Below are 26,291 nucleotides of genomic sequence, written 5' to 3' on the forward strand. Positions count from 1 at the left end.
AGTTGCACTAGTCCTACGGTAGTGGCAGTTTCGTTCGACCTCTTCGGGACGCTCGTGGACGTGGACCGCCCGGCAGACCCAGCAGAAGCGGTCGCCGAGGCACTCAGAGACCGCGATGTCGCAGTCCCCGAGGACTGGACAGCGGCGTACCGGGAGGTCCACATCGACGCGCCCGCGGGCGCGGAAGTACCATTGCCAGCACACGTCTCGGCGGCCCTGCAGAGCCGCGGCGTCGACGCGCCGGGGAACGCGCCGCGGCGGGCGGTCGTCTCGGCGTTCGACCCCGAAGTCAGGACCCGAGAGGGTGCCGTAGCAGCGGTCGAGGCAGCCAGCGAGCAGGGGCCGGTCGCGCTCTGTTCGAACTGCGCGGTGCCGGAACTCGTCGGGCGGACGCTCGTCCGGTCGGACCTCGGGCGTGGTGACTTCGACACCATCGTCACCAGCGTCGCCTGTGGCTGGCGCAAGCCCGACCGGCACATCTTCGAGACGGTGGCGCGCCAGCTCGACTGCGATGTCGAAGCCCTGGTCCACGTCGGGGACGATCCGGAGACCGACGGGGGCATCACGGATGCAGGCGGCCGGTTCGTCGACATCGCGGAGACGCCCCTGGCCTCGCTCCCGGCAGAACTGGGGTGGTCCGGGTGACGGTCACGGCGGCGGCCGCGGTCGGGGCCGGCTTCGCACTCGACGTGCTGACGGGTGAGCCGCCGACCGAGGCGCATCCGGTGGCGTGGTTCGGCAAACTCGTTGCGCCGGTCGACCGGGAGTGGTCGCACCCGCGGCTCGTGGGGGCGCTGGCAACCCTGGTGTTGCCGGTGGTGGCCGCAGGTGTGGTGGGCGGGCTGGTCTTCCTGCTGGGCCGGTACGACACCTGGGTCGGCGTCGGCGCGGCGGCGGTCGCGCTGTACCTGACGACCAGCCTGCGGATGCTGTTGCGGGAAGGGCTTCGGGTGATTCGGCTGTCCGAGACCGACGAGGGGGCTGCCCGCGAGGCCCTGCTCTCGCTCGCGGGGCGGGACGCGAGCGACCTCTCCGCAGGCCAACTCCGGAGTGCCGCGGTCGAGTCCGTCGCGGAGAACCTGGCCGACGGGTTCGTCGCGCCGCTGTTCGCGTTTACGCTGTTTACGACCGTCTCACTCCCGTTCGCGGCCGCGGCGGCCGTGTGGGTGAAGGCGGTGAACACGCTCGATTCGATGCTGGGCTATCGCTCGAAGCCGGTCGGCTGGGCACCGGCCAGACTCGACGACGTGGTGATGTGGTTGCCGGCGCGGCTCTCGGCGCTGCTCATCGCGCAGGCGGCCCGACAGCCACGAGCGCTCCTCCGGGCGCGGTACTGGCTCTCGGAGGTTCCGTCGCCCAACTCTGGCTGGCCGATGGGGGCCATCGCGGCGGTCCTTGACGTCCGACTGGAGAAACCGGGGGTGTACGTTCTGAACGCGGGTGCGGACCTGCCGTCGCCACAGAAAGCCCGGCGGGGAATCCAGGTTGTCGGGTCGGCGGCGCTCGTCGCCGTGCTCTACGCGGGGGTGGTCGCGTGGCTCTGAGTCTGACCGCGTTCCGGGGGGCGCTCGGGTTCCTGACGCGGGTTCCCGCCGGCCACGACGAGGCCGCGTGGGACGCCTACCGGCAGGCTCCCGTCGCCATGGTCCCCGTGGGCTACCTCGTCGGCGTGCTCTGTGCGCTCCCGGTCGTCCTGGGCAGTCTGCTCGCGCTCCCGGCTCCAGTCGTCGGGTTCGGCTACCTGCTCGCGGTGTACCTCGTGACGGGTATCAACCACCTCGACGGGGTGGCCGACTGCGGTGATGCGGCGGTGGTTCACGGCTCGTCGGCCGACCGCCGCGAGGTGCTGAAGGACACCACGACCGGGGTTGGTGCACTCGCCGCGGTCGGGCTGGTGTTCGTCGGGCTCTCACTGGGCGGGGTCGCGCTCGCGGGCCTGCCACTGGCGATTGCGGTCGCCGTCGTCGTCGCCAGCGAGGTCGGTGCCAAGGCGGGCATGGTCCTGCTGGCCGGGCTCGGGGACGCGGCCCACGAAGGGTTCGGGAGCGCACTGATGGCCGACGCGGGCCGCGGCACGACCGCGTCCGGCATCGCTCTCGCGACGCCGGTCGTCCTCCTCGGCGTGCCGACGCCCGACTGGCAGCCGGTCGCCGCCGTCGCGCTCGCCGCGCTCGGGGCCGGAATCCTCGTCGCGCTCGCCGCGCTGGCGTGGGCCGACGACCGTCTCGGCGGGGTCACCGGGGACGTCTTCGGCGCGACCAACGAGATCGCCCGGGTGGCCGGACTCCATGTGGGGGTGATCGCGTGGACGCTCTCGTGATGTGCGGCGGCCGGGGAACTCGCCTCGGTTCCGAGACCGAGAAACCGCTCTACCCCATCGCCGGTACCCCGATGGTCGACCGGGTGGTGGCGGCACTCGCCGGGAGCCGGGTAGAGACCGTGTACGCGGCCGTCTCCCCACACGCTCCCGAGACGCGGGAGCACCTCTCGAATGCTGCAATCGAGGGGAAACCACTCTCGCTCGTCCAGACCCCGGGCGACGGGTACGTCGCCGACCTGCAGGCTGCCCTCGCCACCGTCGACACGCCGGTGCTGACGGTGGCCGCCGACCTCCCCCTGCTCGCGCCGGTGCTCGTCGACCGCGTGCTCGACCGGTTCGCGGCGGGCGAGGGCCACTCCCTGACCGTCGTCGTCCCGGCCGAACTGAAGCGCGCCCTCGGCGCGAGCTGTGACACCGAATTCGACGGCTACGCCCCCACGGGTGTGAACGTCGTCGCCGATTCAGACTCTGAGACCATGTACACCAGTTACGACGCCCGACTCGCCGTGAACGTGAACCGCCAGTCAGACGCCGACCTCGCGGAGGAACTATGCGACTGATCCTGTGTGCGGGCTCGACCGAGACCGCCAGCATCGAGGGCATCAGCGCCGCCGGGGCGGACCCCGACCTGATGCGTCACACGCCGAGTGCCGACGCCGAGATTCTGACCTATGGCCAGCCGGTCCGTGCGCCGGTCGTCCCGGTGAGTCCGTCGGGCTGTCCGACACCTGCGATTCTGACCCGGGCGGTCCGCGAGGAACTCGGGTTCGACGTGACCGTGGTCGACGCGGGGCTCGCAGAACCCACGGGCGCACCGACCGTTTCCGTCGGGGCCAGAACGGGCACGGACATCCGTGAGGCGAACCCCGTCCCGACCGCACCCGGCGCGTTCACCGCAGCCCGCCAGTTCGGCCGGGCGCTCCCCGACGAGCACGTGGTGGTGGGCGAAACCGTCCCCGGCGGGACGACCACCGCCCTCGGTGTCTTGCGGGCCCTCGGCGAGGTGGCGACCGTCTCCTCGTCGTTCCCGGACAATCCGCTCGAACAGAAACGCGAGGTCGTCCGCGAGGGACTCGCCGCATCCGGTCTCGAACCGGGCGACTGCGCCGGTGACCCGCGCGAGGCGGTCCGGCGGATGGGTGACCCCGTCCTCGCGACCGTCGCCGGGCTCGCCCTCGGCGCGCTCGAATCCGGGACCCGCGTCACCCTCGGCGGCGGGACCCAGTTGCTGACCGCCGGCGCGCTCGTCAGACACGCCGGGTGCGAGCACTCGATGGAACTCGCCACGACCAGTTTCGTGGCCGACGACGTGGACGACCTGGCCGACGCCGCCCGGCGGCTCGACCTCGACCTGACCGTGACGGACCCCGGCTTCGAGTCCGGAGAGCACGTCGCCATGGCCCGCTACGTCGCCGGGGAGGCCAAAGAGGGCGTCGGCCTCGGCGGCGCACTCGCCCTGGCGGACCGGGCCGACGCACTGCCCACGGTCCGCGAGGCGATTCCCCGAGTGTACGCGTCGGTCGTCGACGAGGTCGGTGGCGACGAGCCGGCGGGAGGCGAGGATGCACCCTGACTCGGTCCGCGAGGCCGAGCGCGTCCCCCACGGCGGGACCACTGATAGAAGCGTCCTCGACCTGAGCGCGAACACGAACCCCGAGACCCCGCCGGGCACCGAGGCCGTCTACACCGCGGCGCTCGCCGAGGCGGACCGCTACCCCGACGACCGGTACGACGAGTTCCGCGCCGCGGCGGCCGGCTTCGTCGGCTGCCGTCCCGAGCAGGTGGTGCCGACGCCGGGCGGGCTCGCCGCGATTCGGCTCGCCATCCAGACGACGGTCCGCCCCGGGGATTCGGTCGTCGTCCCCTACCCCAGCTTCGGGGAGTACGCCCGCGAGGTCCGTCTCCAGGGGGCCGACCCGGTGTTCGTTCCGCACGACGAGGTTCTGGCGACCGACCCGGCCGACCACGCCATGGTCGTCGCCTGCACCCCGAACAACCCGACCGGGGAGTGCCCACCCCGCGACGACCTGGTCGCCCTCGCGGACCGCTGTGCCGATTCGGGAGCCCGGCTGCTCGCCGACGAGGCGTTCCTTGGCTACACCGACCAGTCGTCGCTGGTCGGCCACGACGGCGTCATCGTCGCCCGTTCCCTGACCAAACTGTTCGGGCTTCCCGGGCTGCGCGCCGGCTACGCCGTCGCGACCGGCGCTGACCGTGATGCGCTGGACACGGCCCGGCGCGCCTGGAACCTCGGGACGCCCGCGGCCGCGGTGGGTGCGCACTGCCTTCGCCAGACCCAGTTCGTCGCCTCGACCCGCGAGACGGTCGGCCGGGAGCGAGCGAGACTGCGAGACGCGCTCGAGCCACACTTCGAGGTGGCCCCGTCCGACGCCCCGTTCCTGCTGCTCGACTGTCGCGACCGCGACGTGGACGCACTGCTCGACCGGGCACGGGATGCTGGCGTGGTCCTGCGGGACGCCCGGACATTTCGAGGCCTCGAATCGCACGTCAGAATCGCCGTCAAAGACCGCGACGCGACCGACCAGGCACTGGCAGCGCTCGGTGTGGAGGCGTGACGGTGTTCGAGACGACGAGCGCCGACGACGTTCTCCGGCTCGCCCGGTCCGACACCACCTGGCTCTCGACGGGCTGGCGGGGCGGGCGCTCGCGGGCCGACGCCGCCTACACGATCTCGGTGCCCGAGGGCTGGCACTGCGACGACCTCGACGAGTACGTGACCGAGCGACTGGCGGCTGCCGGGTTCGACCCGGGGACCGTCCCGGACTCGCCGGTCCTCCTCACCGGCGTCGACCTCGCACACCTCCGGGGCGCACGCTGCGGCCCGGTCGAAGCCTACGTGACGGCGGGCGTCTCGAACCCGGCCGAGCTGCCGATGGACCCCGCAGGTGGGAGCCTTCCGACCGGTGAACTCGTTGCCGGGACCGTCAACGTCGTCGTGGGCACGACCCGCGAGCTGGCTCCGGGTGCGCTGGCGAATCTCGTGGCCGTGGCCGCCGAGGCGAAGGCCGCGACGCTGCTGGACGCGGTCGGCGTCCCCGGCACGACCTCGGACGCGGTGGTGGTCGCCACGGACCCCGATGGCGACCCGGCCGAGTTCTCGGGAAGCGCCACCCCGGTCGGGGCGGCCGCCCGCGCCTGTGTCCGGGACGCCATCGCCGCGTCGCTGGCTGCGCGATACGCGGAGACCGACCCACCGTCGGGCGTCGAGGACGCTCCCTACGGCGTCTCGACCGACGTTCGGGCCGAGGTGTTCCAGCCGTGACCCACACCGTGCTCGTCGCCGGGACCGCCAGCCACGTCGGGAAGTCGACCGTGGTCGCCGGTCTCTGCCGGCTGCTCGCGGACCGGGGCGTGTCGGTCGCGCCGTTCAAGGCCCAGAACATGAGCAACAACGCCCACGTCGCCCCGACGCCCGACGGCGAGTGGGGCGAGATCGGCGTCTCGCAGTACGTGCAGGCCCGGGCAGCGAGAATCCAGCCGACGACCGACGTGAACCCGGTGTTGCTCAAGCCCCGGGGCGACGGCGAGTCCCAGCTGGTCATCGACGGGCAGGCGGTCGGGAACTTCGAAGCCGGCTCGTACTACGCCGAGCACTGGGAGGAGGCCCGGGGCGCGGCCGAGGAGGCGTATCGCCGGCTGGCCGCGAACTACGACGTGATTCTCGCGGAGGGTGCCGGCAGCATCGCCGAGATAAACCTCCACGACCGCGACCTCGCGAACGTCGAGACCGCACGGTTCGCCGACGCCGACGTCTTGCTCGTCGCCGACATCGAGCGCGGCGGCGTGTTCGCCTCGCTGGTGGGGACGCTCGAACTCGTCCCCGACGATATCCGCGAGCAGGTCGCGGGCGTGGTCATCACCAAGTTCCGGGGCGACCTCGACATCCTCCAGCCTGGGATCGACGCGTTCGAGGACCGGACCGGCGTGCCGGTGCTCGGCGTGGTTCCGTACGACGACCCCGGGCTCCCCGAGGAGGACAGCGTCGCACTCCCGCCGGTCGGCGAGCGCCGGGTCGACGGGGCGGACGACCATCCGGACCCGGTCCGCATCGGGGTGCCACGGCTCCCGCGCGTCTCGAACGCGACCGACCTGCAGCCACTCGCCCGTGAACACGGTGTCCGGGTGGTCTACCTCCCGCTCGACGACGGGCTGTCGGACGTGGACGCCGTGGTCATCCCGGGGACGAAGAACACGGTCAACGACCTGCGGGCGCTCCGCGAGGCCGGCTTCGACGAGGCATTGCGGGCCTTCGAGGGTCCCATCGTCGGCCTCTGTGGCGGCTACCAGCTGCTGGGTGAGTGTATCGAGAACGCTCACGTCGAGGGAACCGGAACCGAGCGAACCATCGACGGGGTCGGCCGCTTGCCCGTCGTCACCCGCTTCGACCACGAGAAGCAGGTCCGTCCCGCGACGTACGACCTCGCGGGCGTCGGCCCACTGGCGGGTGCCGAGGGACCAGTCTCGGGCTACGAGATTCACGCCGGCGAGACGGTCGCGACGGGGGACGTGATGACGCCATTCGCGGTCGACGGCGACGCGAGTGCCGCACTCGGGGCCGCCACCGACGACGTGTGCGGGACGTACCTCCACGGCCTGTTCGAGAACCGGAGCGCCCGGCGGGCGTTCCTCGAACGTCTGGGTGTGGACCCCGGCGACCCCGGCGAGGGGACCGTCACGGATTCCGCTGACCGGGCCGCCGCGCTGGTGACCGACAGCGTCGACCTCTCGGGGGTTTTCCCCACGTCGGAAGCCACTGGTAACAGGTCATCTGACGGCCGAAACTTATAGGAGCTACCCTACCCGTTCTTCGGATGGTTACGGGCACTCGCCCTGACCAGTCGACGCCAGTCACACGCTGTCTCTTTCCCCCTTTCGGTGGTCAGGAAACAGAGACGATGGGTTGGGACCCTGGGGGTGGTGAGGCGTCGGACGTATTGTTCGTTTCTGTGCATCGGTGGAACGATTGGGAGTGAAACAGTCCCGGTTCCGTGACGAAACAATCTATTAACTGACACCTATTGATGGGTGACTGGTGAGACGCTTCCCGCATGGGTGATGCAGGCCCCCCAACTAGTAGTCGACGAACGGTACTGAAATCGACAGCCCTCCTCGGCGCGAGTGCGCTGGGGGTCAACGGCCTCTCCACCGGCACGGCCTCGGGTGACGCGTCTGGCACGCTGCCGGACAGCGGCTGGCCGGTGTTCGGGAGCGACCTCGGGAACTCGGGCGTCGGCCCCGCCGGTATCTCGGCGACGTACATGGACCGGTCGTGGCTGAAGCGCGTCGACGGCGGCGGCTTCCTGGCGTCGCCCGTCGTCGCCAACGGCGTCGTCTACGCGGTCAGGGGCGGTGGCTCGCTCCTGGCCATCGAGGTGGAGACCGGCGAGACCATCTGGGAGAACGACCGCTACTCCCTGTGCTTCTCGTCGCCGGCGGTCGCGGACGGGACGGTCTACCTGACCACGGTCGACCAGACCGTCGCGCTGGACGCCGCGACCGGCGAGCCGAAGTGGAGCGCCGACATCGGCGGTCTCGGCTCGCCGACGGTGGTCGAGGACACGCTCTACGTGACCGGCGAGCCCGGCGGCTGGGACGGCGAGAACGACTACGCGGACAACTGGGGACCGAAGACCGTCGCCGCGCTCTCCATCGCCGACGGGAGCGAGCAGTGGCGCGCCACTGCGGACCGCATGGTCGATACCTCGCCGGCGGTCGCCGACGGCAGGCTCGTCGTCGGTGGCGAGGGCCTGGTCACCGCCTTCGACGCCGAGACCGGCGACAGGCAGTGGACCGTCGACCGCAGCGGTGGGGACACCGAGTCCGACGATGGCTACACGACGACCGTCTCACTGGTCGACGGGACGGTGTACGGCCAGACCACCGGTGGCGTGTTCGCGCTCGATGCGGCGACGGGTGAGGCGGTCTGGACCCGCGACGACACGAGAGAGCCCGGGACGGCCGGCACGACCATCTCGGCCGGACTCGGCTGGGATGGTGCCGGGCTGGAGCGCGTGGCGGTCACCGAAGACAGCGTCTTCGCGACGGTCCGGGACCCCGAGGACCGCTACACCGCGAGCCTGTACGCGCTCGACCGTGAGACCGGGGAGACGCGCTGGACGTTCGGCGGGAGCACGCTGGGCGCGGCGTACTCCTCGGTCCAGAACTGCCCGACGGTCGCCGACGGGCTGGTCTACGTCGTCGGCAAGAGCGGCTCCGACGACGATAGCTACCCGAACCCGGAGACCGTCTACGCGCTCGACCCGGCCGACGGGAGCATCGCGAAGGCCTACCACGGCCTCAACGGTGTCGGCACGGCGGGTGACGGCGGCGCGGAGGTCGAGGCCCCGGTGACGGTGGTCGACGGGACCGTCTTCGTCGCCAGCTACCTCGCCAACGGCCTCGCCAGTTTCTTCCTCGCCGCGCTGGAGGGGACCGACGACCTGGAGCTGCCCGCGCCCGACGTGACCGTCGAGACCACGGATGACGAGTACACGAGGTGCTCGTCGGTCGAGTTCCACGCGAACCTCGAGGACTTCGACCGCGACAACTACGACAAGACGCTCGTGCGCTGGTTCGTCGACGACGAGTACGTCCTGACCTCGTTCGCCACCTACGAGGCGGCCGGGTCCGGGATGCCGCGGTTCGACCTCGAGGCGGGCGAGCACACCGTGAAGGCCGTCGCCTACGACTGGTGGGACCGCCGGGACACCGACTCGATGACCATCACCGTCTCCGAGGACTGCGAGGACGACGAGACGGTCGGCGTCGGTATCGAGGTCGCCACCGAGGACCCGACCGTCGGCGAGGCGGTCCGGTTCGAGGCGACCGTCGACGGTGACGACGACGACCTGGCGTACGACTGGGAGTCCGCGTGTGCCGAGCAGATCGGCGACGACGGCGAGGTCGTCCGGTTCGAGTGGAGCGACCCCGGGGAGTACGACGTGTCCCTGATTGCGACCGATACCGAGACCGACGAGGAGTACACTGCCAGCACGACGGTCGACGTGGACGGGTAACCTGCACGTCGACAGCCCTGTTACGGGGCGTCGAAAGTATCCGTCCCTGTACAGAACTGTCGTGCGGTGTCTCCGTTGGATGACTCGATGGCTGGTCCGGGGAGGACCGGTCGTCTGAGCCGGTCTTCGACCGCCACTAGCCCGTTCCCCCCAGTCTTAGTCGCGGGATAATACCGATTACCCACAATATAACGTTAGAACCCACTGGCGAGTGACTAGTCGTATGGGTGACCATTACCCGAGTACGATAACACGACGACGAGTCCTCTCCGCGACCGCAGCCGTCGGGGGGAGTGCATTGCTCGGAAGCACGCTCGCCGAGACGGCAGCCGGTGGTGGCGACGGGACACGGACGCTCGACACGTCCCGGGCCGAGGCTGACGGGAGCGCACTGGTACGCGACTGGAAACGACCAATCGGCGGCGACTGGGGGTCGCGCATCTCCCCGACCGTCGCCGAACTCCCGGAGTCCGAGGTCGACGGCCCCATCGTCTACGACGCCCCCGCCCGGGTCGGCATCCGTGCGTTCTCGATGGCCGACGGTACTCGACTCTGGGAGACGGAACTCGCCGGGCTCGTCGGCGCGGAACCGACCATCGCCGACGGCGTCTGCTACGTCGCCTCAGACGGCGGAACCTACGCGCTCGACGCGGCGACGGGCGAGAAGCTGTGGTCGTACGAGAAGGGCGGGAGCCTCGGCGTCGTGGTCGGTGACGACGCCATCTACGTCCCGACCGGCGACGCGTCTCCACGGGGCAGCAACTCCTGGACGCCCGATGGCGTCGAGCGGACGATGACCGCGTTCGACCGCGAGGACGGCTCGGTGCTGTGGCAGCAGTCCTACGGTGGCGAATACGGTACCGAAGCCGACCAGTTCTACGCCCGCCCGCAGCTCGTCGACGGGACCCTCCTCGCCGGCGGGTCGATGGGGCTGGTCGCGATGGACCCGGCGACCGGCGAGACGCTGTGGCAGGCGTTCGACCTGGCCGGCTCGATGACCGTCGCGGACGGCGTCGCCTACGTGACGGTGAAGGACGACGGCGGGCTGGTCGCGTTCGACCTCGAGTCGAGAGAGCAGCTGTGGCGGGCCGACGTACTGGGGTCCGACCCACTGGTTCACGACGGCAGTGTCTACGTCACCCAGCAGGAGCACCGCCACCCCGACCTCGTGGAAGATGGTGTCACCGCGCTCGACGCCGAGACCGGCGAACTGCAGTGGTCCCGGAACACGTGGGCCGATGCGGTCGACGCGGACCAGACCGCTCTCGTCCCGACGACCCCACCGGTGCTGGCGAACGACCAGGTCGTCTTCGGCGGTGTTCGGCCGGACGACGGATACCCCCCGAAGGGCGCGGTGTTCGGACTCGACCCCGACACCGGCGAGGTGACGACCCTCTGGTGGCCAGCGATTCCCGACGACCTCGACGCCGACGGCGGGTGGATAACCAGACTGATCCGGGGCGAACCGACGGCGTACCGTGACCACCTCCTCGTGTCGAGCTACGACTGGGGACGGAACGCACCGCGCGCACAGGGACTCTACGCGCTGTCGTGGAGCGACTCCCCGCCGGGCGAGGGGCCGGCCGAGCCCGACGTGGTCCAGTCCGGCGGGTGCGAGGTGTCCGACGGCCGGAGTCGAATCGGGATGGAGGCGTACGACGACCAGCCCGACGAGTACGGCGACCAGTTCCTCTACCGCTGGGACGTCCTCGACGACGGTGTTCTGGACGGGGTCACCGGCCGGTCCGAGTACCTGGTCCCGCTCCCCGAGGACGCGAACGGGACGGTGACCACCACCGTCACCGTGCTCGACCGGTACGGGCGCTCGGCGACGGGGACGGTCGAGTTCACCCCCGAGGCCGTCTGTGCGTCGTTCTCGCTGTCGGTCGAGCCGAAGCGACCGGAGACCGGCGAGGAGTTCACGATGAGCGTCGACGTCCAGAACGCCGACCCGAGCGAATTCGAGTACTACTGGGAGGTACCCGGTGACTACGAGACGACCGCGGAGCCGTCCTACACGGCGAGCTTCGACGATGCCGGGGACTACACCGTCGGCGTCGAGGTCCGCTCCGACGCCGGCCTCCGCGCCCAGCTCGAGACGGACCTGACGGTCGTCTGTCCGGACGACGCCTGACGCCCATCTCAATTTCTTTCACCGGGAAGAATACGAATACTTATTGCGATGCTCGCGGCTACATCCAGCAAATGGTCGAAGCCATCGCCGTCGCCAGCGGGAAGGGTGGGACTGGCAAGACGACGGCGACCCTCGCGCTGGGGATGGCTCTCGCCGAGGCGCAGGACGTGACCGTCGTGGACACCGACACCGGCCTCGCGAACCTCCTCTTTCACACCGGGCTCGAGGCGGCCGACGTGACCCTCCACGACCTCCTGCTCGGCGACGCCGACGTCTCGGTCGCCGACGCGACCTACGACCGGTTCGGGCTGCGGGTCGTCCCCTGTGGCACCTCGCTCGGGGACTTCCGGCAGGCCGACCCCACCCGACTCCGGGAGGTGGTCGCCGACCTCGCCGCGGACACCGACGTGCTCTTGCTCGACTCGCCGGCCGCCATCGGGAGCGTCAGCGCCGTCCTCCCCGTGGTGCTCGCGGACCGGATGGTCGTCGTCCTCCAGCCGACCATCCCGGCGCTCTCTGACGGGTTGAAGGTCCAGGAGTACGCTCGCTCGTACGGGACCGGCGGCGCGGGCGTGCTGTTCAACCGCGTCCACGACCCCGAGGCGGTCGACCGGATCACCGACCAGACGGAGCGCTACTTCGACGGACCTGTCCTCGCGAGCGTTCCCGACTCGGACGCCGCCAGGGCTGCACGGAGCGCGGGCGAACCACTGCTCGCACACGCCCCCGACTGTCCCGCCGCCACGGCGTTCCGCGACGCCGCCGCCGGTATCGAGATACGGGACCAGGAACCGGAAGCCGTGGCCGACCGCTTCCGCAGCGCCGTCATCCCGCAGCAACCGTGAGACTGCCGCGTGGGACCATCGTCCGGTCGCGCGTCGTCCAGTCACCAGCGACCGCGCTCGCGGCCGCGCTCGACGACGCCGTCACTGGCTACCTCGTCCTCGAGCCGCAGGACGCGCTGTTGCTCGGCGACGACGGGAGCGGCGTCATCACCCTCGCGTCGGGGGTCCCGGTGCTGGCGTACCACGTCGGGACCGACCGCGGCGGGGCCGAAGCGCTCGCCGACCTCGCCGCGCCCGGACCCTACAGCGTCGAACTGTACGCCGTCGACGACGGTGCCCTCGATGCGGCCCACGAGGCCACCAGCCTGCGGGTGCCACCGGGATTGCCCGCGGACCGCCTCGCGGCCGACCCGGACCTCGCGACCCGAACGCGCGAGGCAGCGCCTGCTGACCGTCGCGAGGAACGGGTCGAGGAGGACGAGGACCCGCTGGCGGCGTTCCTCGCCGACGAGGAGCGCATCGCCGCGATTCAGGAAGAAGCGGAGAAGGAGGCGGCCCGGCGGGCCGAGGAGTGGGGACTGGCGGACGCACTCGAGTAGGGGGAGGAGTGGCGCTGTTGCCGCGACGGTGGGCAGCGCCCGGTCAGGCGGGCGTGAGTCGAAGCAACCGGTCGTCGTTGCCGGTCGGGAACGGCCCGCTCGCCCGACCGTCGCGGTTCGACGTGACGAGGTACAGTGCGCCGTCCGGGCCCTGTTCGACGTGGCGGATTCTGCCGACCTCGTCGACGAGCAGGTCGTGGGTGGTCGCGACCCAGGAGCCGTCGGTCCAGTCGCCGTCGTGGCGCACGCCGGTCTCGCCGAGTGGTGGCAGGTCGGTCGTGGGGTCGCCGTCGTCGGCCGGGGTCAACGTCGCGACCTTCAGCCGCTGGCTGCCGAGGCCCCCGAACACCAGCCGGTTGCGAAACGCCGGGACGACATCGGCGGTGTAGAAGACGCCGCCAGCCGGTGCCCAGGTGTTCCCGAGGCTGCTGGCGACGGGCGGCGTTACCCCGTCGGTGGTCCGGTAGGCGGGCGGGTCCCGGGCGTCTGCCCACCCGTAGTCGCTGCCGGGGGCGAGGACGCTCACCTCGTCCGGGCCAGGGCCGTGTTCGGTGATGACCGGTGTCCCATCGGGCTGCCACGTGATGCACTGCGGGTTCCGGTGTCCGACGGTGAACACTCGCGGGTCGCCGCCGTGGTCGGGGTTCCCCGGGGCGGGTTCGCCTTCCGGCGTCAGGCGAAGGACCTTTCCACCGAGGAACGACGGGTCGCGAGCTCGTGCTTTCTGGCCGGCGTCGCCGACCGTCACCCAGAGGTAGTTCTCCGGTCCGAAGGCGATGCGACCCCCGTTGTGGAACCGGTTCGCGGGAATCTCGTCGACGAGCGTCTTCACGTGGCTGGCAGGGTCGTCCGCCGAGACGTCGACGTAGACGAGTTTGTTGTACCACTCCCGGTCGTGCCTGTACGTGTAGTAGACGTACACCAGCGGGACATCCGGGTACGAGGGGTGGACGGTCGTGCCCATGGTCCCACCCTCGCCACCGTCGAGGAACCAGCTCCGCTCGCGGCTGCCCTGGTCGACCGCTTCGGCGTCGATCGCGTCCTCGGGGCTGGCGACCGATTCCAGCTCGCCAGCGGCGAACCGGTTCACTCGCCCGACGCGCTCGGTGATGAACAGGTCACCGTTCGGGGCGAACGAGAGGTCCCAGGGGATCTCGAGGCCGGTGACGAGGGTCTCCAGTTCGACCTCGATCTCCGGTGACTCGGTCGGGGCGCGCCAGGCTGGGTCGTACCGCGACCACGATTCGACGTCGTGGCCGAGACTGGTGTCGTAGTCGGGCTCGACCATCGGGGGCTCGGTCGTCTTCGTTGGCGGCTCGGTCGACGTGCTCGGGTCGCCCGTGGTTTCGCCACCGAGACACCCCGAGACCATCGTGGCGGCAGCAAGCGACAGGAGGGTTCGGCGACGATACCGGTCGGTCATGGGTGTTCACCCGGGTCCGTGGACGAGAGGAGGTCGTGCGTCGACAGCATGTGTGGAGAGGGTCCGACGGACGGCTCGGTCCGAGCGACGCCGTCGGAGCGTACCGACGCCTTAGAAAATTGAAGCCAAGTATCTTGTGATGCGTTCTCTCCCAGGGGCGTCAGCGGGCCGCTACGGCCGGATGTCGTCGAGGTCGTCGACCGTCGGCCCGTTGACGATGGTGACGGTCGTCCCCGTCTGGTGGATGCGGAAGGCGTCCGCGAACCCGCCGTCGGGGATGACCCAGATGCCGGGTGACTGCTCGCTGCCGCCGTGGCCAGCGAGGATGGTCTGGTAGGCTTGCCGGAACTCGGTCGCGTCGGCGGGCGTGGCCCATTCGGTCACGAAGACGTGGCCGTACTCGCCGTCGCTGTTCTGGTAGGGCAAGACGGCGTCGCCGACCCAGCCAGCAGAGGGCGGGCTCCGGTAGTCGAACCGGTCGTAGATGCCCGACGGGGTCGAGAACGTCGAGGTGTTGATGGTCGAGATGTTGTACTGGCGGGACTGGTACCAGAACATCGAGTAGATGGACGCTTCACCGACGGTGTCCGTGCCGTGCTCGAACGTCTGCCAGCCGTTGCGTGCCTGGTCCTCGATGGTCACCTCCACGGGGGTGAACTCGCGGTCCGGGTGGATGAGCGCGCTGGAGGTCTGGGGCGGGTTCACCCACAGGTTGTTCACGCGCTCCCAGCCACCGTCCTGCACCAGCTGGTGGACGTACCACGGGCCATCGGAGTACGGCTGGAAGATGGTGACGAGGATGCCGAGGTTCATGTCGCTGCTGCCGCCGCTGGACTCGGTGCCCGGGGTCTTCACGCAGGACCACTCACCGCTCGTACAGCGTTCGAGGTACAGCGCCTCGATGTAGTCGGCTTCGCCCTCGATGAGGCCGTTGGCGGCGAGTTGCTGGTCCTGGGTCTTCGCCTGGTTCTGGACGCGCTTGATGTCGAAGTGCTGGTCCTGCAGCGCGTGGGTGAGCTCGTGGACGAACGTCGCGTTGTTGATGACCAGCCGGTCGGGGTCGTCGCTGACCATGACGACCTTGTTCGTGCCGGCGGCGTAGTAGCCGAGGACGGCCGAGCCGGTCACCGAGCCGAACTCGTCCTCGATGTTCTTCTGCTCGTCGGAGATGAACAGTGCCTCCCACACCTGGTCGTTCCAGCGGTTCTTGCTCTCACTGTCGGTGCTCCCGTTGGCCGAGTTCGCGCGCTGTTGCTCCCGGGTGATGACCGAGACGGTCACCGGTTCTTTGAACTCCAGGTTGCGCAAGACCTCGACGCGGGCCATCGAGCGGGCGAGGAACGCCTCCTGTTCCGCCTCGCTGATGCCGTCGCTCTGGTCGACGTCTATCGATTCGTTGTACCAGTAGCCGTTCTCCCAGCCGATGCGGTCGGTCGCGGGGTCGGCGAACGGCCCGGTGTCGTCGCCCACGCCGGTCCCGTCGTCGGACCCGAAGAATCCGAAACAGCCGGCGAGGAGGACGAGGGTAACGACCGTGACTGTCTGTATCGCCTTCGCCTTCACGCGGAGTGTAGGGGGGCGAGCGCTAAAACGGTTATCTGCGCGATAGGTAACCGGTTATCCACGAGAGAGGTACCCGCGGGCCCGACCACGTCTCGAGGGCTCGGGAGCCCTCCAGTAGTGAGCGACCGCGTGACAGCTTCGTCACCTGTTTTGGGAGTAGACTTATAGGGCTTTCAACGTTAAATCGCATGACCTTCGATTGCACGGGCTCGCCACGGCTCGTGCCTGCCCTACCAATGAGCGATACCAACACGACAGACGGGAACACCACCATCGGCCCCACGCCGGGGGATGACGACCATGGTGGCTCCTTCGGTGCTGCCACGCTGGACGCGATTCCGACGCAGTTCGCGGTGCTGGCTACCGACGGTTCCATCGTCTACACCAACGACGCCTGGCGAGAGTTCGCGCGAGACAACGGCTTCGAGGACGACCCGAGCATGGTCGGCACCAACTACCTCACGGTGTGTGACCGCAGTTCGACGGACGATGCGACGGACGCGGCGGCCGGCATCGAGGCGGTGCTGCGGGACGAGCGGGACGTCTACTCGCTCGAGTATCCGTGTCACAGCCCGACGACGAAGCGGTGGTTCGTCATGCGAGCCAGTCGGTTCGACCACGCGGGCGAGACGTTCGTGCTGGTGTTACACCTCGACATCACCGGGCGCAAGCAGTCCGAGGCGGCGGTCGAACACCGGAACCGACAGCTCGAACAGGTCAATCGCGTCGGCCGGCTCGTCCGGGAGGTCATCGCGTCGCTCCTGGACGTCTCGCGTCGTGAAGACCTCGAGAGCATCGTCTGTCGGGAGCTCGCGAACGCGAGGTTCTGCCGCCTCGCGTGGGTCGTCGACCGCAGTGTCGACGGGAGCATCCGGCCCCGGGACGGCGCGGGCGACGACGACCTGCTCGACGAGATGGCGGCCCTCGGACCGTCGATGATCGAGCGCACGACGGTCGGCGAGGCGCTCGACGGGCAGGGCCCGCTGGTCGAGCGCGTCGCGTCCGACCCGGTACAGGAACTGGCGATGGGTGCGGGCTGTACGGCCTACACGGCGGTACCGCTCACGTACCGGGGTGCCCGGTACGGGGCTCTCGTCGTCCACACCGACCAGCCCGACGCCTTCGGCGGCCTCGAACGCGACGCGTTCGCGGTGCTCGGGAACACACTCGGCTACGCGATGAACGCCGTCGAGTCCCGGGAGCTCCTCCACGGCGAGTTCGCGACCGAGGTTCGCGTCCACGTCGACGCGAAGCACGCACCCCTCGCTGCGGTTTCGCGGGCGGCCGACGAGCCACTCGTCCTCACCGCGAGCACCGTCGCCGCCGACGGGCTCCGCCTGTACGCCGAAGGGAAAGACGTGTCGCCCGAGACGGTCGTCGCCACCCTGGAGACCCACCCGGACGTGACACACGCCTCGGTGCTGGGCGAACACGACGGACGCTGCCGGTTCTGCTGCGTGGTGACGGGCGGGTCGCCGCTGCTCAGGGTCGCCCAGCGCGGCGCGGGGAACCGGGCCGCGACGGTCACCGGCGACCGGTACGACCTGACCGTCGAGACCGCCTCGACCGCGGACATCGGCGACCTCGTCGCGCAGCTCCAGACCGAGTTCGACCGGGTCGACCTGCGCGCGAAGAAGCGGGTGGAGCGCGAGTCAGACAGCGCGCTCGCGTACTGGGAACGGCTGGAAGCCCGGCTCACCGACCGCCAGCTCGCCATCCTCGAGGCGTCGTTCAACGCGGGGTACTTCGAGTGGCCGCGGAACGCCGACGGCGGGGACATCGCCGCCACGTTCGACATCTCCCCGCCGACGTTCCACGAGCATCTGCGTGGGGGGCTCAGCAAGGTGATGAGCGAACTGTTCGAGGAACAGTCCTGACCGGCCGGTTCTGGCGCTGCGCCGTTCAGTCCGCCGTCGCCCCGGCCGTCTCGGTCACGTGCTCGCGGCGTCCCCGGCGCGCGAGGCTGAGCAGTCTGAGGCTGGCACGTTCGACACCGTCGTAGTCCGCGGCCTCGATGGCGCGCTCGGCGGCCGAGAGGGCGTTGCGAATCTCTTCGTCCGTCGGCGTCTCGTGCGTCTGTGACATACCTGGCTGGTCACACCCCCACGTAAAAGGGGTGAGCCAAGGGCGGAGTGAAAGTGAAAGTGAACGAGACAGTGCCGACGACGGGCGTCTCGGTCACCCCAGGGGTGGCGTCGCGAACTCGTCCCCACACGTCTCGCAGACCGCAATCGCCTCCTCGTCCGGGCCCAGCCGGGCGACCAGTTCGCCGTCCCCGCACGTGGGACACGGCTCCGGGACGTGCGCTGCGTCGCAGTCGGGACAGACCAGAGCAGGGGTATCGCGGGCGACCTCGAGGCGCAGGTCGCCGTGGCCACAGTCCGGGCACGCGATCGGTATCCGCGTGTCCTCGGTGTCCCGCGGGGCCCCCAGCGCGAGGGCGACGCAGTCGGTGTCGCCGCGGTTCCACCCGGTCTGGAACTCGCCGGGGCCGAACCGGATGGCCTCCCCCGCCGACACGGTGACCTCGCCGCCGGGCGCTTCGGGCGTCTCGAACGTCGCGACCCCGGCGAGGACGACGAACACCTCCGCCTGGTCGGTGTGGGCGTGGAGCCCCCCCGGGAACCCGTCGCCGGGGGCGAGACGGTAGTGGCTGAGCGCGAGGTCGGTCGTCCCGAGTGGTCCGGTGAGGCGACGTCGCTCGCTCCCGTCGCCGATGCGGTCGTCGGTCACAGCCTCGAGCGCGACGTGGTTCATGTGCGTTTCAGCTCCTCGACCGTCTTGAACTCGGTCCCGAGTACGGACGGTCCGACGCCCCGCGGCGACGCACCCACGCCGGTACACCTCTTGAACCGGACACTGGCATGTGCTGGATGGGTCCCCCATGTGGGTGTCTCCCGTCCGCACCATCTCGGCTCCTGTCCTGTCTCCTTTGTTGATAGTGCTCGCATTCCGAATACATTCTTGCTTGCTCGTGTCGAATATTCAATGTCCGGTGCCGACAATCACCATCGCCGTTCTCTGGTCAGAACGGCCCGTATCGTGTCTCGGACTGTGTTCAGAGAATTTGAACGAGTGGCGACGGCTCCTTGAAAATAAAAGGCCATCGAGACTAGATGTTGGGAAGATTTTACAACTCTCTGCATATATCTGTCTTACAATGAGTGTCTTTGTCGAATTCACCGTCAAATCACCGATGCTACGGGAAGCCCGAAGCCGTGCGCCGGGGATGACCTTCCAGATTCACGACCTCCGGCTCAAGGACGGCCTGACCGTCATCCTCGTCTTCTCGGCGTACGGCGACGAGTACGAGGCGTTCGAGGCGGGCATGGCGGACGACGAGACGCTCAGCGAGTTCAGCATCCTCTCGGACTCCGAGGACCGCCGCCTGTACCGTGCGACGATGGCCAAAGAGAGCGCGGAACAGGCACTCTACCCCTTCGTCGTCGACCACGACATCTTCTTCCAGGCACACACGGCGACGGCGGAGGAGTCCCAGATTCGAGCGACCGTCGCCAACGAGGAGACGTTCCAGGAGTTCATCGCGTACTGCGACCGCCACGACATCTCCCTGACCGTCCAGCGAATCCTCCGCGAGCATCAGGAGAACAGGAGCCGAGAGAAGGAGGCCGACCTCCCGGAACTCACCCCGGCACAGCGGGAGGCGCTCGAAGCGAGCGTCAAAGCGGGCTACTACGAGGTCCCGCGACAGAGCACGCTCGAAGACGTCGCCGACGAGCTCGGCGTCTCCAGCCAGGCGACCTCCGAGCGACTCCGGCGCGGGATGCGGACGGTGCTCCGGGAGACCCTCCTCTCCGACGAGTTCGAGGACGACCAGGACGAGCGTCCGGTCGAGATTCGGTGAAGGCTGACGGTGGAACGACCGAACCCACGTTCCACTCAAGATACTTATAGGTGTCATGAGTACTCCTACCAGAGTCGCGCACGTCGCGCCTCGGAGCATCTGACATGGATCTCGAACAATTCACCAGGGAGAACGCACCGAAGACGGGCGGAGACGGATTCCAGCTCGAGAACTCGAAACTGCTCGACGTGGCCCTCGACGGGACCGTCATGGCGAAAGCCGGCTCGATGGTCGCCTACGAGGGCGACATCTCGTTCGAGCGGAAGTCTGCTGGCGGGCTGACAGGGATGCTGAAGAAGGCTGCGACGGGGGAGGGCTCGGTCATGATGGAGGCGACGGGCCGGGGCAACCTCTACCTCGCCGACCAGGGCAAGAAGGTCCAGATACTCAGCCTCGACCCCGGCGAGGAGATCAGCGTGAACGGCAACGACGTGCTCGCGTTCGACAGCAGCGTCGAGTGGGACATCCGGACCATCGACAGCATCGCCGGCGTGACCACCGGCGGGCTGTTCAACGTCTACCTCGAGGGGCCGGGCAACGTCGCAATCACGACCCACGGCGAGCCGCTGGTGCTGGAGACGCCGGTCTCGACGGACCCGGACGCGACGGTCGCCTGGAGCAGCGCCGTCTCTCCGGGGGTCAAGACGGACCGCAACATCAAGGGCTTCCTCGGGAAGTCCTCGGGTGAGACGTACCAGCTCGACTTCAGCGAACCCGGCGGTTTCGTCATCGTCCAGCCGTACGAGGAAACCGGGCCGGCACAGTAAGCAAGCCGAGGATTCCAGACGACTACGATTCTTTTCGGACGGTTATCACGGGCACCGACACCGACCGGACGGCCTTCTCGGCGACGCTCCCCATGAGGACGCGGTCGACCCCGCGTCGTCCGGTCGTCCCCATCACGACGGCGTCCACGTCGTGGGCGTCGGCGACCAACTCGATGAGTTCGTCCGGGTTGCCGTGCTCGACGTGCCGGTGGAGGGCTGTGACGCCACGTTCCTCGGCCGCCGAGACGACGGCGTCGATGGCCTCGGTCGCCGCCTGCTCGGGGCCGCGTTCGTCCTCGACGACCGAGAGCACGTGAACCTGTGCGTCGACGGCGGCCGCGAGGTCGAGGCCGTGCTCGGCGGCGTAGAGTGCCGTATCGCTCCCGTCGGTCGGGAGCAGGATGGACTCGTACGGGAACTGGAGTTCGTCCCCTTCGAGCATCCGGGCGGTGAGGACCGGCACGGACGAGAGCCGGACGACCTTCTCGGTGACGCTCCCGAGCAGGTAGCGCGAGAGGCTTTGCCGGGCGTGCGTCGGCATCACGACGAGGTCGTACTCGTAGCGTTCGGCGTACTCGACGATGGTCGGAGCCGGGTCGCCCTGGACCACGTCGGTCGTGTACTCGACCCCGAGGGTATCGAGGGTCGACCCGACCTCGGCGACGACAGTGTCGCCTTCCCGGACCAGCGTGTCGACGACATCGGCCTCGACGACGGTGACGCTGTCGCGGCCGGTGTCGGCCACGTTCAACACCCGGACCGTCGCGTCGGCCCAGTGGGCGATCTCGGCCGCGTGGTGAACGACTGCGGTGGACTCGGTGCTCTCGTCGACGGGGAGGAGGATATCGTCGTACATGTGTGAATGCGTACACTACGTCGGGGGGCTACCTAAGGGCTTTCCACGAGCGTCCGGGCGATGTCCCCCGCTGGACTCCCCAGCACGACATAATGCCTCGTTATCACTTCTCCCCCGAACGGTTCTGGTGGAACCGTCCCACCCCCTTCCCCACGGGCGATTAGTCAAATATACTCTCGGTGATAGTATCACTATGTTCGTTCCACTGCAAGCGGATGGGTTCCCGACGACGCCGGGCGCGTTCGTCGACCAGTACGGTCCGGGAATCGTCGACGTCGCGACGACCGTCGCCATCTTCCTCGTGTCGTTCGCGGTGCTCTACGTCGTCGGCAAGTACGTCCTCGTCCGACTGACCGAGCGGTCGCTCGAATCACGCGGGTTCAAACCCGGCATCGTCGGTCTCGGGGTCAGTATCGCCGGTATCATCGCACTCGTCGGCGCGCTCGCCCTCGGCGCGACCGTCGCCGGGTTCGGGACCGTCCTCGTCGCCTTCGCGACCCTCACGGGTGCACTCGTGCTCGCCATCGGGTTCGCCACCCAGGACCTCGTCTCGAACTTCGTCGCCGGGGTGTTCATCCTGAAGGACGAACCCTTCAAGACCGGTGACTGGATCACCTGGGACGGCAACGAGGGCGTCGTCCGCGAGATCAGCCTCCGGGTGACCACGCTCGACACCTTCGCCAACGAGATGGTGACCGTCCCGAACGGCCAGCTCGCCAACGCGGTGCTGGTCAACCCCGTCGGCAACGACACGCTGCGGGTCTCCTACGACTTCGGCATCAGCTACGACGACGACATCGAACAGGCCCAGCGCATCATCACGGAGGTCGCCCGCACCATCGACGGTGTGCTCCTCGACCCCGAACCGTCGGCCCCGGTCGCCGACCTCGGCGATTCGGCCGTCGTCCTCTCCGGACGCGTCTGGGTGAACCCGCGCGAGACGAGCGCTGCGGGCGTCCGGTCCCAGCTCGTCCAGGCGGTGAAAGAGCGCTTCGATATGGACGGTATCAGCATGCCGTACCCGCACTCGGAGCTCACCGGTTCGGTCGGCATCACTTCGACCGCGCCCGACGTAGAGGCACTCTGAGCGGACAGAGACGGGGCGTCCCACCCCGCCCGACCATGGGCTGGTGTATCTATTAGCACCCCTCAACATACGGTACGTTCATGTCCAACACACAACTTTCGACGCAACCGTGTCCGCACTGCACCGCCCCGACGAAACTCGTAAACGGCATCGAGCACTGCCCCGAATGCGACTGGTGGCCGACGCAAGGCAGCGATTAAGCCGGGCGTAAACGCCGGACGCTCGGGAGATTGTCCGGGTCGTGGGTCACCGGGCGACGTTCGTGTCGACCACCCAATGACTTGGCTGATGGTTTTTGAGAATACATGATCTTCTGATGAACAATGTCTTCACAGAGCAGTGGCACAGCAGCGCTCGAAGCCACAGACGGTGATGGAGCGTCGACCGACCGGGCTGAACTCACGCCCGACGAGATATTCCAGCTGTTGACCAACACGAGACGTCGCAGAGCACTCCATGTGCTGTACGACCTCGAAGAGACGACCGACCTCGGGACGCTCTCGGACGAGGTCGCGGCGATGGAGATGGAGACGCCGGTCGCCGAGGTCTCGTCCGACGAACGGCAGCGAGTGTACATCTCGCTCTACCAGTCGCATCTGCCAGCGCTCGCCGAGGCCGACGTCGTGGACTACGACAGCGAGAGCGGGCGGATCGAGCTCGGTCCCAACTTCGACCAGCTGGTGTCGTACCTGCAACTCGGCGAGTCACCGGACTCGTCGTCGTCGCGGGGCTGGCTCGGATACTACCTCCTCGCGGGCTGTCTCGGCGTCGTGTTCTGGTCGGTCCACTTCTTCCAGCTGCTACGCATCTCGCCACTGTTCTTGCACGCGGGCTCTATCGTGTCGACCGTCACGGTCGCCGTCGGCCACCTCGTCTCCCGCGTCCGGGACCTCCTCTCCCAGCAGTCCCAGACCCACTGAGCCGGACCCGGCCCTAAGATGGTTGGGTTCACGTACTTTGCATTCGGCCAATAGAGTTATCATCAATGAGCCAGTCCCCGCCCCGCGAAGGTGCAACGCTCGTCGACTGTGCCATCCTCTGGACACACGCGATGCTGGTCGGCGTCAAAGACCGGTCGACGAACACCGTGGCCCGTCTCCGGTCGGTCGTCGGCACGAGTTCCGACCCCGAATCCGGAGCGACCCCGACGATGGAGCCGTCGTCGGACGACTGTCCCGATAGCGAGGTCGTCACGACCGACGCCGAACCGCCCATGTGTACGAGCGAGGAGATCCTCGTCGCCATCGACCGCGAGGGCGGACGGATGTGGCAGACCGACATCGTCGAGGCGGTGGGCTGTTCGTCCTCGACGGTCAGCCGGCACCTGTCGGCGCTGGAGTCCAAGGGCGAGATCCAGCGCGTCACGGTCGGCCGCGAGAAGATCGTCGCCCTGCCGGACTACGAGTTCGAGGCGACGAGGACCATGCAGGGCGAGTACGACACCCAGACGCAGGCGGTGTAGCGACGGTCGGGGGTCTGTTTCCGGTCCAGGTGCCTCCCGGGAGCGCGTTTCGGCTGTGCGATTCTGCCAGGCACCCGTTCTCTTTCCGCCGTATTCGGCGTGTCGCAGGTCCGATAGAGAGCGTTCTCCATCAGGACGAGCCGTGACACGGGGTGTCCCGGTCTGTAATAAAGACTGCATCTCTGAAGCTGTCAACGGTTCACTGCGGCACACCTATTTATTATGACACGAAATGCCAGCTCACCGACCGAACGTCAGTCGCAGAACCTATCTCAGAAACGCCGCAGCCGCCGGACTCGGCGGTGTGACATTCGCAGCCCCGGCCGCTGCCAGGCGAACGTCTGTCTCTCCGACCGTGACTGAACAGACCGTCTACAACGTCGTGGACGAAGGTGCGGACCCGACCGGAACCGAACCGGTCGACGACGTCCTGAACCGACTCAAGGGCAACAACGTCACGCTCGAGTTCCCCTCGGGTCGCTACGCCCTGTACCGGCTGAAGCTCAGCTACCTGGAGAACTTCACCATGCGCGGGCTGAGCGACGACGTCGTCCTCGTCCCGACCGACGATTACTACCGGGAGTGGTGGATCGCCGGCCACTCGATGCGCAACATCACCTTCGAGAACTTCGTCCTCGACCACACCGCCGAGAACGTCGGTCCCGAGCTCTCCTTCGGCTGCTACGACGGGCTCGTCGTCAGGAACGTCACGAAACTCGGCTACCACGACACCGACAGCACCGCGTTCGGCTGTCGCATCTACGACGCAGCAGGCTCCGGTCTCGTCGAGAACCTGGTGATGAACGACGGGAGCATCCCGGTCAAACCCGTGGGGTTCTACACGGACACGACCGGGAAGCTGACCGTCCGAAACTGCCAGATAGCGGGGTTCGGGAACAACGGGCTGTACGCCTCGACCGGGCCGGGACCCGTCTGCGTCGAAGGCGGCGTGTTCAAGAACAACGACCGGACGCAGGTCCGGCTCGGCGGGCCCGGGAGCTACGTCAAGGACGCCGAGATCATCGTCGACACCGACCCTAATAGTTCGGTCGACGGGTGGACACACAACTACCGGGGAATCCGCGTCTCCGACAACCCGGGGCCGGTCACCGTCGAGAACTGCGACATCAAGCTGTTCCGTGGCCGCGGTTTCGGTGCCATCGTCAACGCGTTCGACGGCGGCTCGCTCACCGTTCGGGACACCCGCGTCTACCTCTCCGACGAGTACCTGATGTACTGGAGCGACCACACCGCACCCGCCGTCTTCGTCGACTATCCCTCGGACTGGGAGCAGTCCGGCCAGGGCGGCGAGCGGTTGTTCGACAACCTCTCCATCACCGGGGACGGGCAGGCCGACGGCGAGTACCCAGTCGTCCTGCTGTTCCGGGGCAACAGCACCTTCCAGAACTGCTGTCTCCACCAGACGGGGACCGACCGCTCGGGCTTCGAGACGTGGGACCACGAGACCCTGGAGCTCGCCACCCTCCCGGACCCGACCGACGTCGTGGATTCGACGGTCGACGTGCCCGGCGAGGTCGCACGCGGGAGCGTCACGCTCTCGAACATCACGACCGAGGGCACCTGTCCGCTCCCCACCGGGCTCGGGGACAGCGCGGGGCCGACGTTCGATGCTGGACCGACCGCGACGGACACGGTCGACGACGACGGCACGACCGGGGATTCGGCGGTCGATGCTGGTGATACGGTCCGGGTCGAAGCGACAGTTTCGGACGCCAGTGGAGTGGCGTCGGTCGTGGCCGACGCGAGTTCCTTCGGCGGGCCGGGCTCTCTCGACATGGTCGATGACGGGAGCGGGACCTACGCCGGGGAGTTCGTCGTCGGCGCGACGACTTCGGTCACGGTCGCGGTCGGCGAGAGCGCGACCATCCCCGTGACGGCGACCGACGCGTCGACGGGTTCGAACACGATGACGGCACAGACCAACGCGTTGACCGTCGAGGACAACAGCGGTGGCACCGTCGACCCCACCGTCAGCATCGGTCGAGTCTGGAACGAGAACACGAAGAACCCCCACGCGCAACTGCGCGTCGAGTACTACTCGGAGAACGCGGCGTTCGTCGAACTGACCGTGACGCGGGATGATACGGGCGAGACGAAGAGTTGGACCGACACGACCCCCGGAAGCGGCCAGACCGAGACGAGTCCGTCCGGCGTCTTCGACTTCCACAAGGGCCAGGGCAGCGCGTACACGGTGACGGCCAGCACCGACGGCAGTGGCAGCGACACCGTCACCTTCCAGTCGTAGCCCTCGTCACGCAATGGCCACGGTGAACCCACCCCCGAAACCGGTCGCGGGCGGTGTGGGTGGCTGTGGCACGTATATATAAAGGGTGTCCGTTTGAAGCCATCGAGGTTTGCTCCCGGTGACCGTA

At 68.5% G+C, this 26,291-nt stretch carries 24 protein-coding genes; 19 read left to right on the top strand and 5 right to left on the bottom strand.

Annotated elements, in window-relative coordinates:
- The first annotated feature begins 21 nt into the window (after window positions 1-21).
- From N6C22_RS06330 to N6C22_RS06385, 12 genes are all read left to right on the top strand, one after another.
- Window positions 22-645 (top strand): HAD family hydrolase, encoded by a 624-nt coding sequence (locus N6C22_RS06330; RefSeq protein WP_261650231.1) that lies wholly within the window; start codon window positions 22-24, stop codon window positions 643-645.
- A complete protein-coding gene (gene cbiB, locus N6C22_RS06335) occupies window positions 642-1,544 on the top strand; it encodes an adenosylcobinamide-phosphate synthase CbiB (protein WP_261650233.1) in 903 nt (300 codons plus the stop codon). The genes N6C22_RS06330 and cbiB overlap by 4 nt, the downstream gene beginning before the upstream one ends.
- Window positions 1,535-2,320, top strand: a complete 786-nt coding sequence (gene cobS, locus N6C22_RS06340) for an adenosylcobinamide-GDP ribazoletransferase (RefSeq protein WP_261650236.1) — start codon at window positions 1,535-1,537, stop codon at window positions 2,318-2,320. Before cbiB ends, cobS begins: the two co-directional genes overlap by 10 nt.
- Window positions 2,320-2,880, top strand: a complete 561-nt coding sequence (locus tag N6C22_RS06345; protein ID WP_261652535.1) for an NTP transferase domain-containing protein — start codon at window positions 2,320-2,322, stop codon at window positions 2,878-2,880. The genes cobS and N6C22_RS06345 overlap by 1 nt, the downstream gene beginning before the upstream one ends.
- The gene (locus N6C22_RS06350; protein ID WP_261650238.1) at window positions 2,871-3,893 is read left to right on the top strand and encodes a nicotinate-nucleotide--dimethylbenzimidazole phosphoribosyltransferase; all 1,023 of its coding nucleotides are present in this window, start codon (window positions 2,871-2,873) and stop codon (window positions 3,891-3,893) included. The genes N6C22_RS06345 and N6C22_RS06350 overlap by 10 nt, the downstream gene beginning before the upstream one ends.
- A complete protein-coding gene (locus tag N6C22_RS06355) occupies window positions 3,883-4,896 on the top strand; it encodes a threonine-phosphate decarboxylase (RefSeq protein ID WP_261650240.1) in 1,014 nt (337 codons plus the stop codon). The genes N6C22_RS06350 and N6C22_RS06355 overlap by 11 nt, the downstream gene beginning before the upstream one ends.
- A 2-nt stretch (window positions 4,897-4,898) precedes the next feature.
- On the top strand, window positions 4,899-5,603 hold the full coding sequence (locus N6C22_RS06360; protein ID WP_261650243.1) for an adenosylcobinamide amidohydrolase: 705 nt from the start codon (window positions 4,899-4,901) through the stop codon (window positions 5,601-5,603).
- Window positions 5,600-7,129, top strand: coding sequence for a cobyric acid synthase (locus N6C22_RS06365; protein ID WP_261650244.1), 1,530 nt, complete (start codon window positions 5,600-5,602; stop codon window positions 7,127-7,129). Before N6C22_RS06360 ends, N6C22_RS06365 begins: the two co-directional genes overlap by 4 nt.
- 260 nt (window positions 7,130-7,389) lie before the next feature.
- Entirely contained in the window at window positions 7,390-9,357 is a 1,968-nt protein-coding gene (locus tag N6C22_RS06370; protein WP_261650246.1) for a PQQ-binding-like beta-propeller repeat protein, read from the top strand.
- 223 nt (window positions 9,358-9,580) lie between these two features.
- Window positions 9,581-11,491: a PQQ-binding-like beta-propeller repeat protein gene (locus N6C22_RS06375; protein WP_261650247.1), complete on the top strand. Its 1,911-nt coding sequence runs from the start codon at window positions 9,581-9,583 to the stop codon at window positions 11,489-11,491.
- 71 nt (window positions 11,492-11,562) lie between these two features.
- Complete coding sequence (locus N6C22_RS06380; RefSeq protein ID WP_261650248.1) at window positions 11,563-12,336, top strand: AAA family ATPase; 774 nt, start codon at window positions 11,563-11,565, stop codon at window positions 12,334-12,336.
- Window positions 12,333-12,875 carry a hypothetical protein gene (locus N6C22_RS06385; RefSeq protein WP_261650249.1) on the top strand — a complete coding sequence of 181 codons (543 nt, stop codon included), beginning with the start codon at window positions 12,333-12,335 and terminating at the stop codon, window positions 12,873-12,875. The genes N6C22_RS06380 and N6C22_RS06385 overlap by 4 nt, the downstream gene beginning before the upstream one ends.
- A gap of 43 nt (window positions 12,876-12,918) precedes the next feature.
- Here N6C22_RS06385 and N6C22_RS06390 read toward each other — a convergent pair whose 3' ends face one another.
- Both N6C22_RS06390 and N6C22_RS06395 read right to left on the bottom strand, forming a co-directional pair.
- Entirely contained in the window at window positions 12,919-14,298 is a 1,380-nt protein-coding gene (locus N6C22_RS06390) for a sorbosone dehydrogenase family protein (protein WP_261650250.1), read from the bottom strand.
- Between the two features lie 171 nt (window positions 14,299-14,469).
- Window positions 14,470-15,861: an Hvo_1808 family surface protein gene (locus N6C22_RS06395; protein ID WP_261650252.1), complete on the bottom strand. Its 1,392-nt coding sequence runs from the start codon at window positions 15,859-15,861 to the stop codon at window positions 14,470-14,472.
- A 236-nt stretch (window positions 15,862-16,097) separates the two neighbouring features.
- On the opposite strand from N6C22_RS06395, the gene N6C22_RS06400 reads away from it, so the two are divergent.
- Window positions 16,098-17,738, top strand: coding sequence for a bacterio-opsin activator domain-containing protein (locus N6C22_RS06400; RefSeq protein WP_261650253.1), 1,641 nt, complete (start codon window positions 16,098-16,100; stop codon window positions 17,736-17,738).
- A gap of 25 nt (window positions 17,739-17,763) precedes the next feature.
- On the opposite strand, the gene N6C22_RS06405 is transcribed toward N6C22_RS06400, so the two are convergent.
- A complete protein-coding gene (locus N6C22_RS06405) occupies window positions 17,764-17,946 on the bottom strand; it encodes a hypothetical protein (RefSeq protein ID WP_261650254.1) in 183 nt (60 codons plus the stop codon).
- A gap of 93 nt (window positions 17,947-18,039) precedes the next feature.
- Entirely contained in the window at window positions 18,040-18,618 is a 579-nt protein-coding gene (locus tag N6C22_RS06410) for a cupin domain-containing protein (protein ID WP_261650255.1), read from the bottom strand.
- 403 nt (window positions 18,619-19,021) lie between these two features.
- Here N6C22_RS06410 and N6C22_RS06415 point away from each other — a divergent pair, with 403 nt between their 5' ends.
- Together N6C22_RS06415 and N6C22_RS06420 are read left to right on the top strand one after the other, a co-directional pair.
- On the top strand, window positions 19,022-19,726 hold the full coding sequence (locus N6C22_RS06415; RefSeq protein ID WP_261650256.1) for a helix-turn-helix domain-containing protein: 705 nt from the start codon (window positions 19,022-19,024) through the stop codon (window positions 19,724-19,726).
- Between the two features lie 104 nt (window positions 19,727-19,830).
- A complete protein-coding gene (locus N6C22_RS06420; protein ID WP_261650258.1) occupies window positions 19,831-20,493 on the top strand; it encodes an AIM24 family protein in 663 nt (220 codons plus the stop codon).
- A 22-nt stretch (window positions 20,494-20,515) separates the two neighbouring features.
- Here N6C22_RS06420 and N6C22_RS06425 read toward each other — a convergent pair whose 3' ends face one another.
- Window positions 20,516-21,349, bottom strand: a complete 834-nt coding sequence (locus tag N6C22_RS06425; protein ID WP_261650260.1) for a universal stress protein — start codon at window positions 21,347-21,349, stop codon at window positions 20,516-20,518.
- A 193-nt stretch (window positions 21,350-21,542) separates the two neighbouring features.
- Between N6C22_RS06425 and N6C22_RS06430 the strand changes: the two genes are divergently transcribed.
- From N6C22_RS06430 to N6C22_RS06445, 4 genes are all read left to right on the top strand, one after another.
- The gene (locus tag N6C22_RS06430; RefSeq protein WP_261650262.1) at window positions 21,543-22,436 is read left to right on the top strand and encodes a mechanosensitive ion channel family protein; all 894 of its coding nucleotides are present in this window, start codon (window positions 21,543-21,545) and stop codon (window positions 22,434-22,436) included.
- 323 nt (window positions 22,437-22,759) lie between these two features.
- Complete coding sequence (locus tag N6C22_RS06435) at window positions 22,760-23,356, top strand: hypothetical protein (RefSeq protein ID WP_261650264.1); 597 nt, start codon at window positions 22,760-22,762, stop codon at window positions 23,354-23,356.
- A gap of 65 nt (window positions 23,357-23,421) precedes the next feature.
- Entirely contained in the window at window positions 23,422-23,898 is a 477-nt protein-coding gene (locus N6C22_RS06440) for a MarR family transcriptional regulator (protein ID WP_261650266.1), read from the top strand.
- Window positions 23,899-24,253: 355 nt separating this feature from the next.
- A complete protein-coding gene (locus N6C22_RS06445; protein WP_261650268.1) occupies window positions 24,254-26,164 on the top strand; it encodes a right-handed parallel beta-helix repeat-containing protein in 1,911 nt (636 codons plus the stop codon).
- Window positions 26,165-26,291: the final 127 nt, after the last annotated feature.

This window comes from Haloarchaeobius sp. HME9146, assembly GCF_025399835.1.
Classification (GTDB): domain Archaea; phylum Halobacteriota; class Halobacteria; order Halobacteriales; family Natrialbaceae; genus Haloarchaeobius.

Excerpts from the sequence above, each read along its gene's own strand:
- N6C22_RS06345 (WP_261652535.1), top strand. The coding sequence starts at position 2,320 with ATGTGCGGCGGCCGGGGAACTCGCCTCGGTTCCGAGACCGAGAAACCG.
- N6C22_RS06350 (WP_261650238.1), top strand. The coding sequence starts at position 2,871 with ATGCGACTGATCCTGTGTGCGGGCTCGACCGAGACCGCCAGCATCGAG.
- N6C22_RS06355 (WP_261650240.1), top strand. The coding sequence starts at position 3,883 with ATGCACCCTGACTCGGTCCGCGAGGCCGAGCGCGTCCCCCACGGCGGG.
- N6C22_RS06370 (WP_261650246.1), top strand. The coding sequence starts at position 7,390 with ATGGGTGATGCAGGCCCCCCAACTAGTAGTCGACGAACGGTACTGAAA.
- N6C22_RS06375 (WP_261650247.1), top strand. The coding sequence starts at position 9,581 with ATGGGTGACCATTACCCGAGTACGATAACACGACGACGAGTCCTCTCC.
- N6C22_RS06380 (WP_261650248.1), top strand. The coding sequence starts at position 11,563 with ATGGTCGAAGCCATCGCCGTCGCCAGCGGGAAGGGTGGGACTGGCAAG.
- N6C22_RS06390 (WP_261650250.1), bottom strand. The coding sequence starts at position 14,298 with ATGACCGACCGGTATCGTCGCCGAACCCTCCTGTCGCTTGCTGCCGCC.
- N6C22_RS06400 (WP_261650253.1), top strand. The coding sequence starts at position 16,098 with ATGAGCGATACCAACACGACAGACGGGAACACCACCATCGGCCCCACG.
- N6C22_RS06405 (WP_261650254.1), bottom strand. The coding sequence starts at position 17,946 with ATGTCACAGACGCACGAGACGCCGACGGACGAAGAGATTCGCAACGCC.
- N6C22_RS06410 (WP_261650255.1), bottom strand. The coding sequence starts at position 18,618 with ATGAACCACGTCGCGCTCGAGGCTGTGACCGACGACCGCATCGGCGAC.
- N6C22_RS06415 (WP_261650256.1), top strand. The coding sequence starts at position 19,022 with ATGAGTGTCTTTGTCGAATTCACCGTCAAATCACCGATGCTACGGGAA.
- N6C22_RS06420 (WP_261650258.1), top strand. The coding sequence starts at position 19,831 with ATGGATCTCGAACAATTCACCAGGGAGAACGCACCGAAGACGGGCGGA.
- N6C22_RS06425 (WP_261650260.1), bottom strand. The coding sequence starts at position 21,349 with ATGTACGACGATATCCTCCTCCCCGTCGACGAGAGCACCGAGTCCACC.
- N6C22_RS06430 (WP_261650262.1), top strand. The coding sequence starts at position 21,543 with ATGTTCGTTCCACTGCAAGCGGATGGGTTCCCGACGACGCCGGGCGCG.
- N6C22_RS06435 (WP_261650264.1), top strand. The coding sequence starts at position 22,760 with ATGTCTTCACAGAGCAGTGGCACAGCAGCGCTCGAAGCCACAGACGGT.
- N6C22_RS06440 (WP_261650266.1), top strand. The coding sequence starts at position 23,422 with ATGAGCCAGTCCCCGCCCCGCGAAGGTGCAACGCTCGTCGACTGTGCC.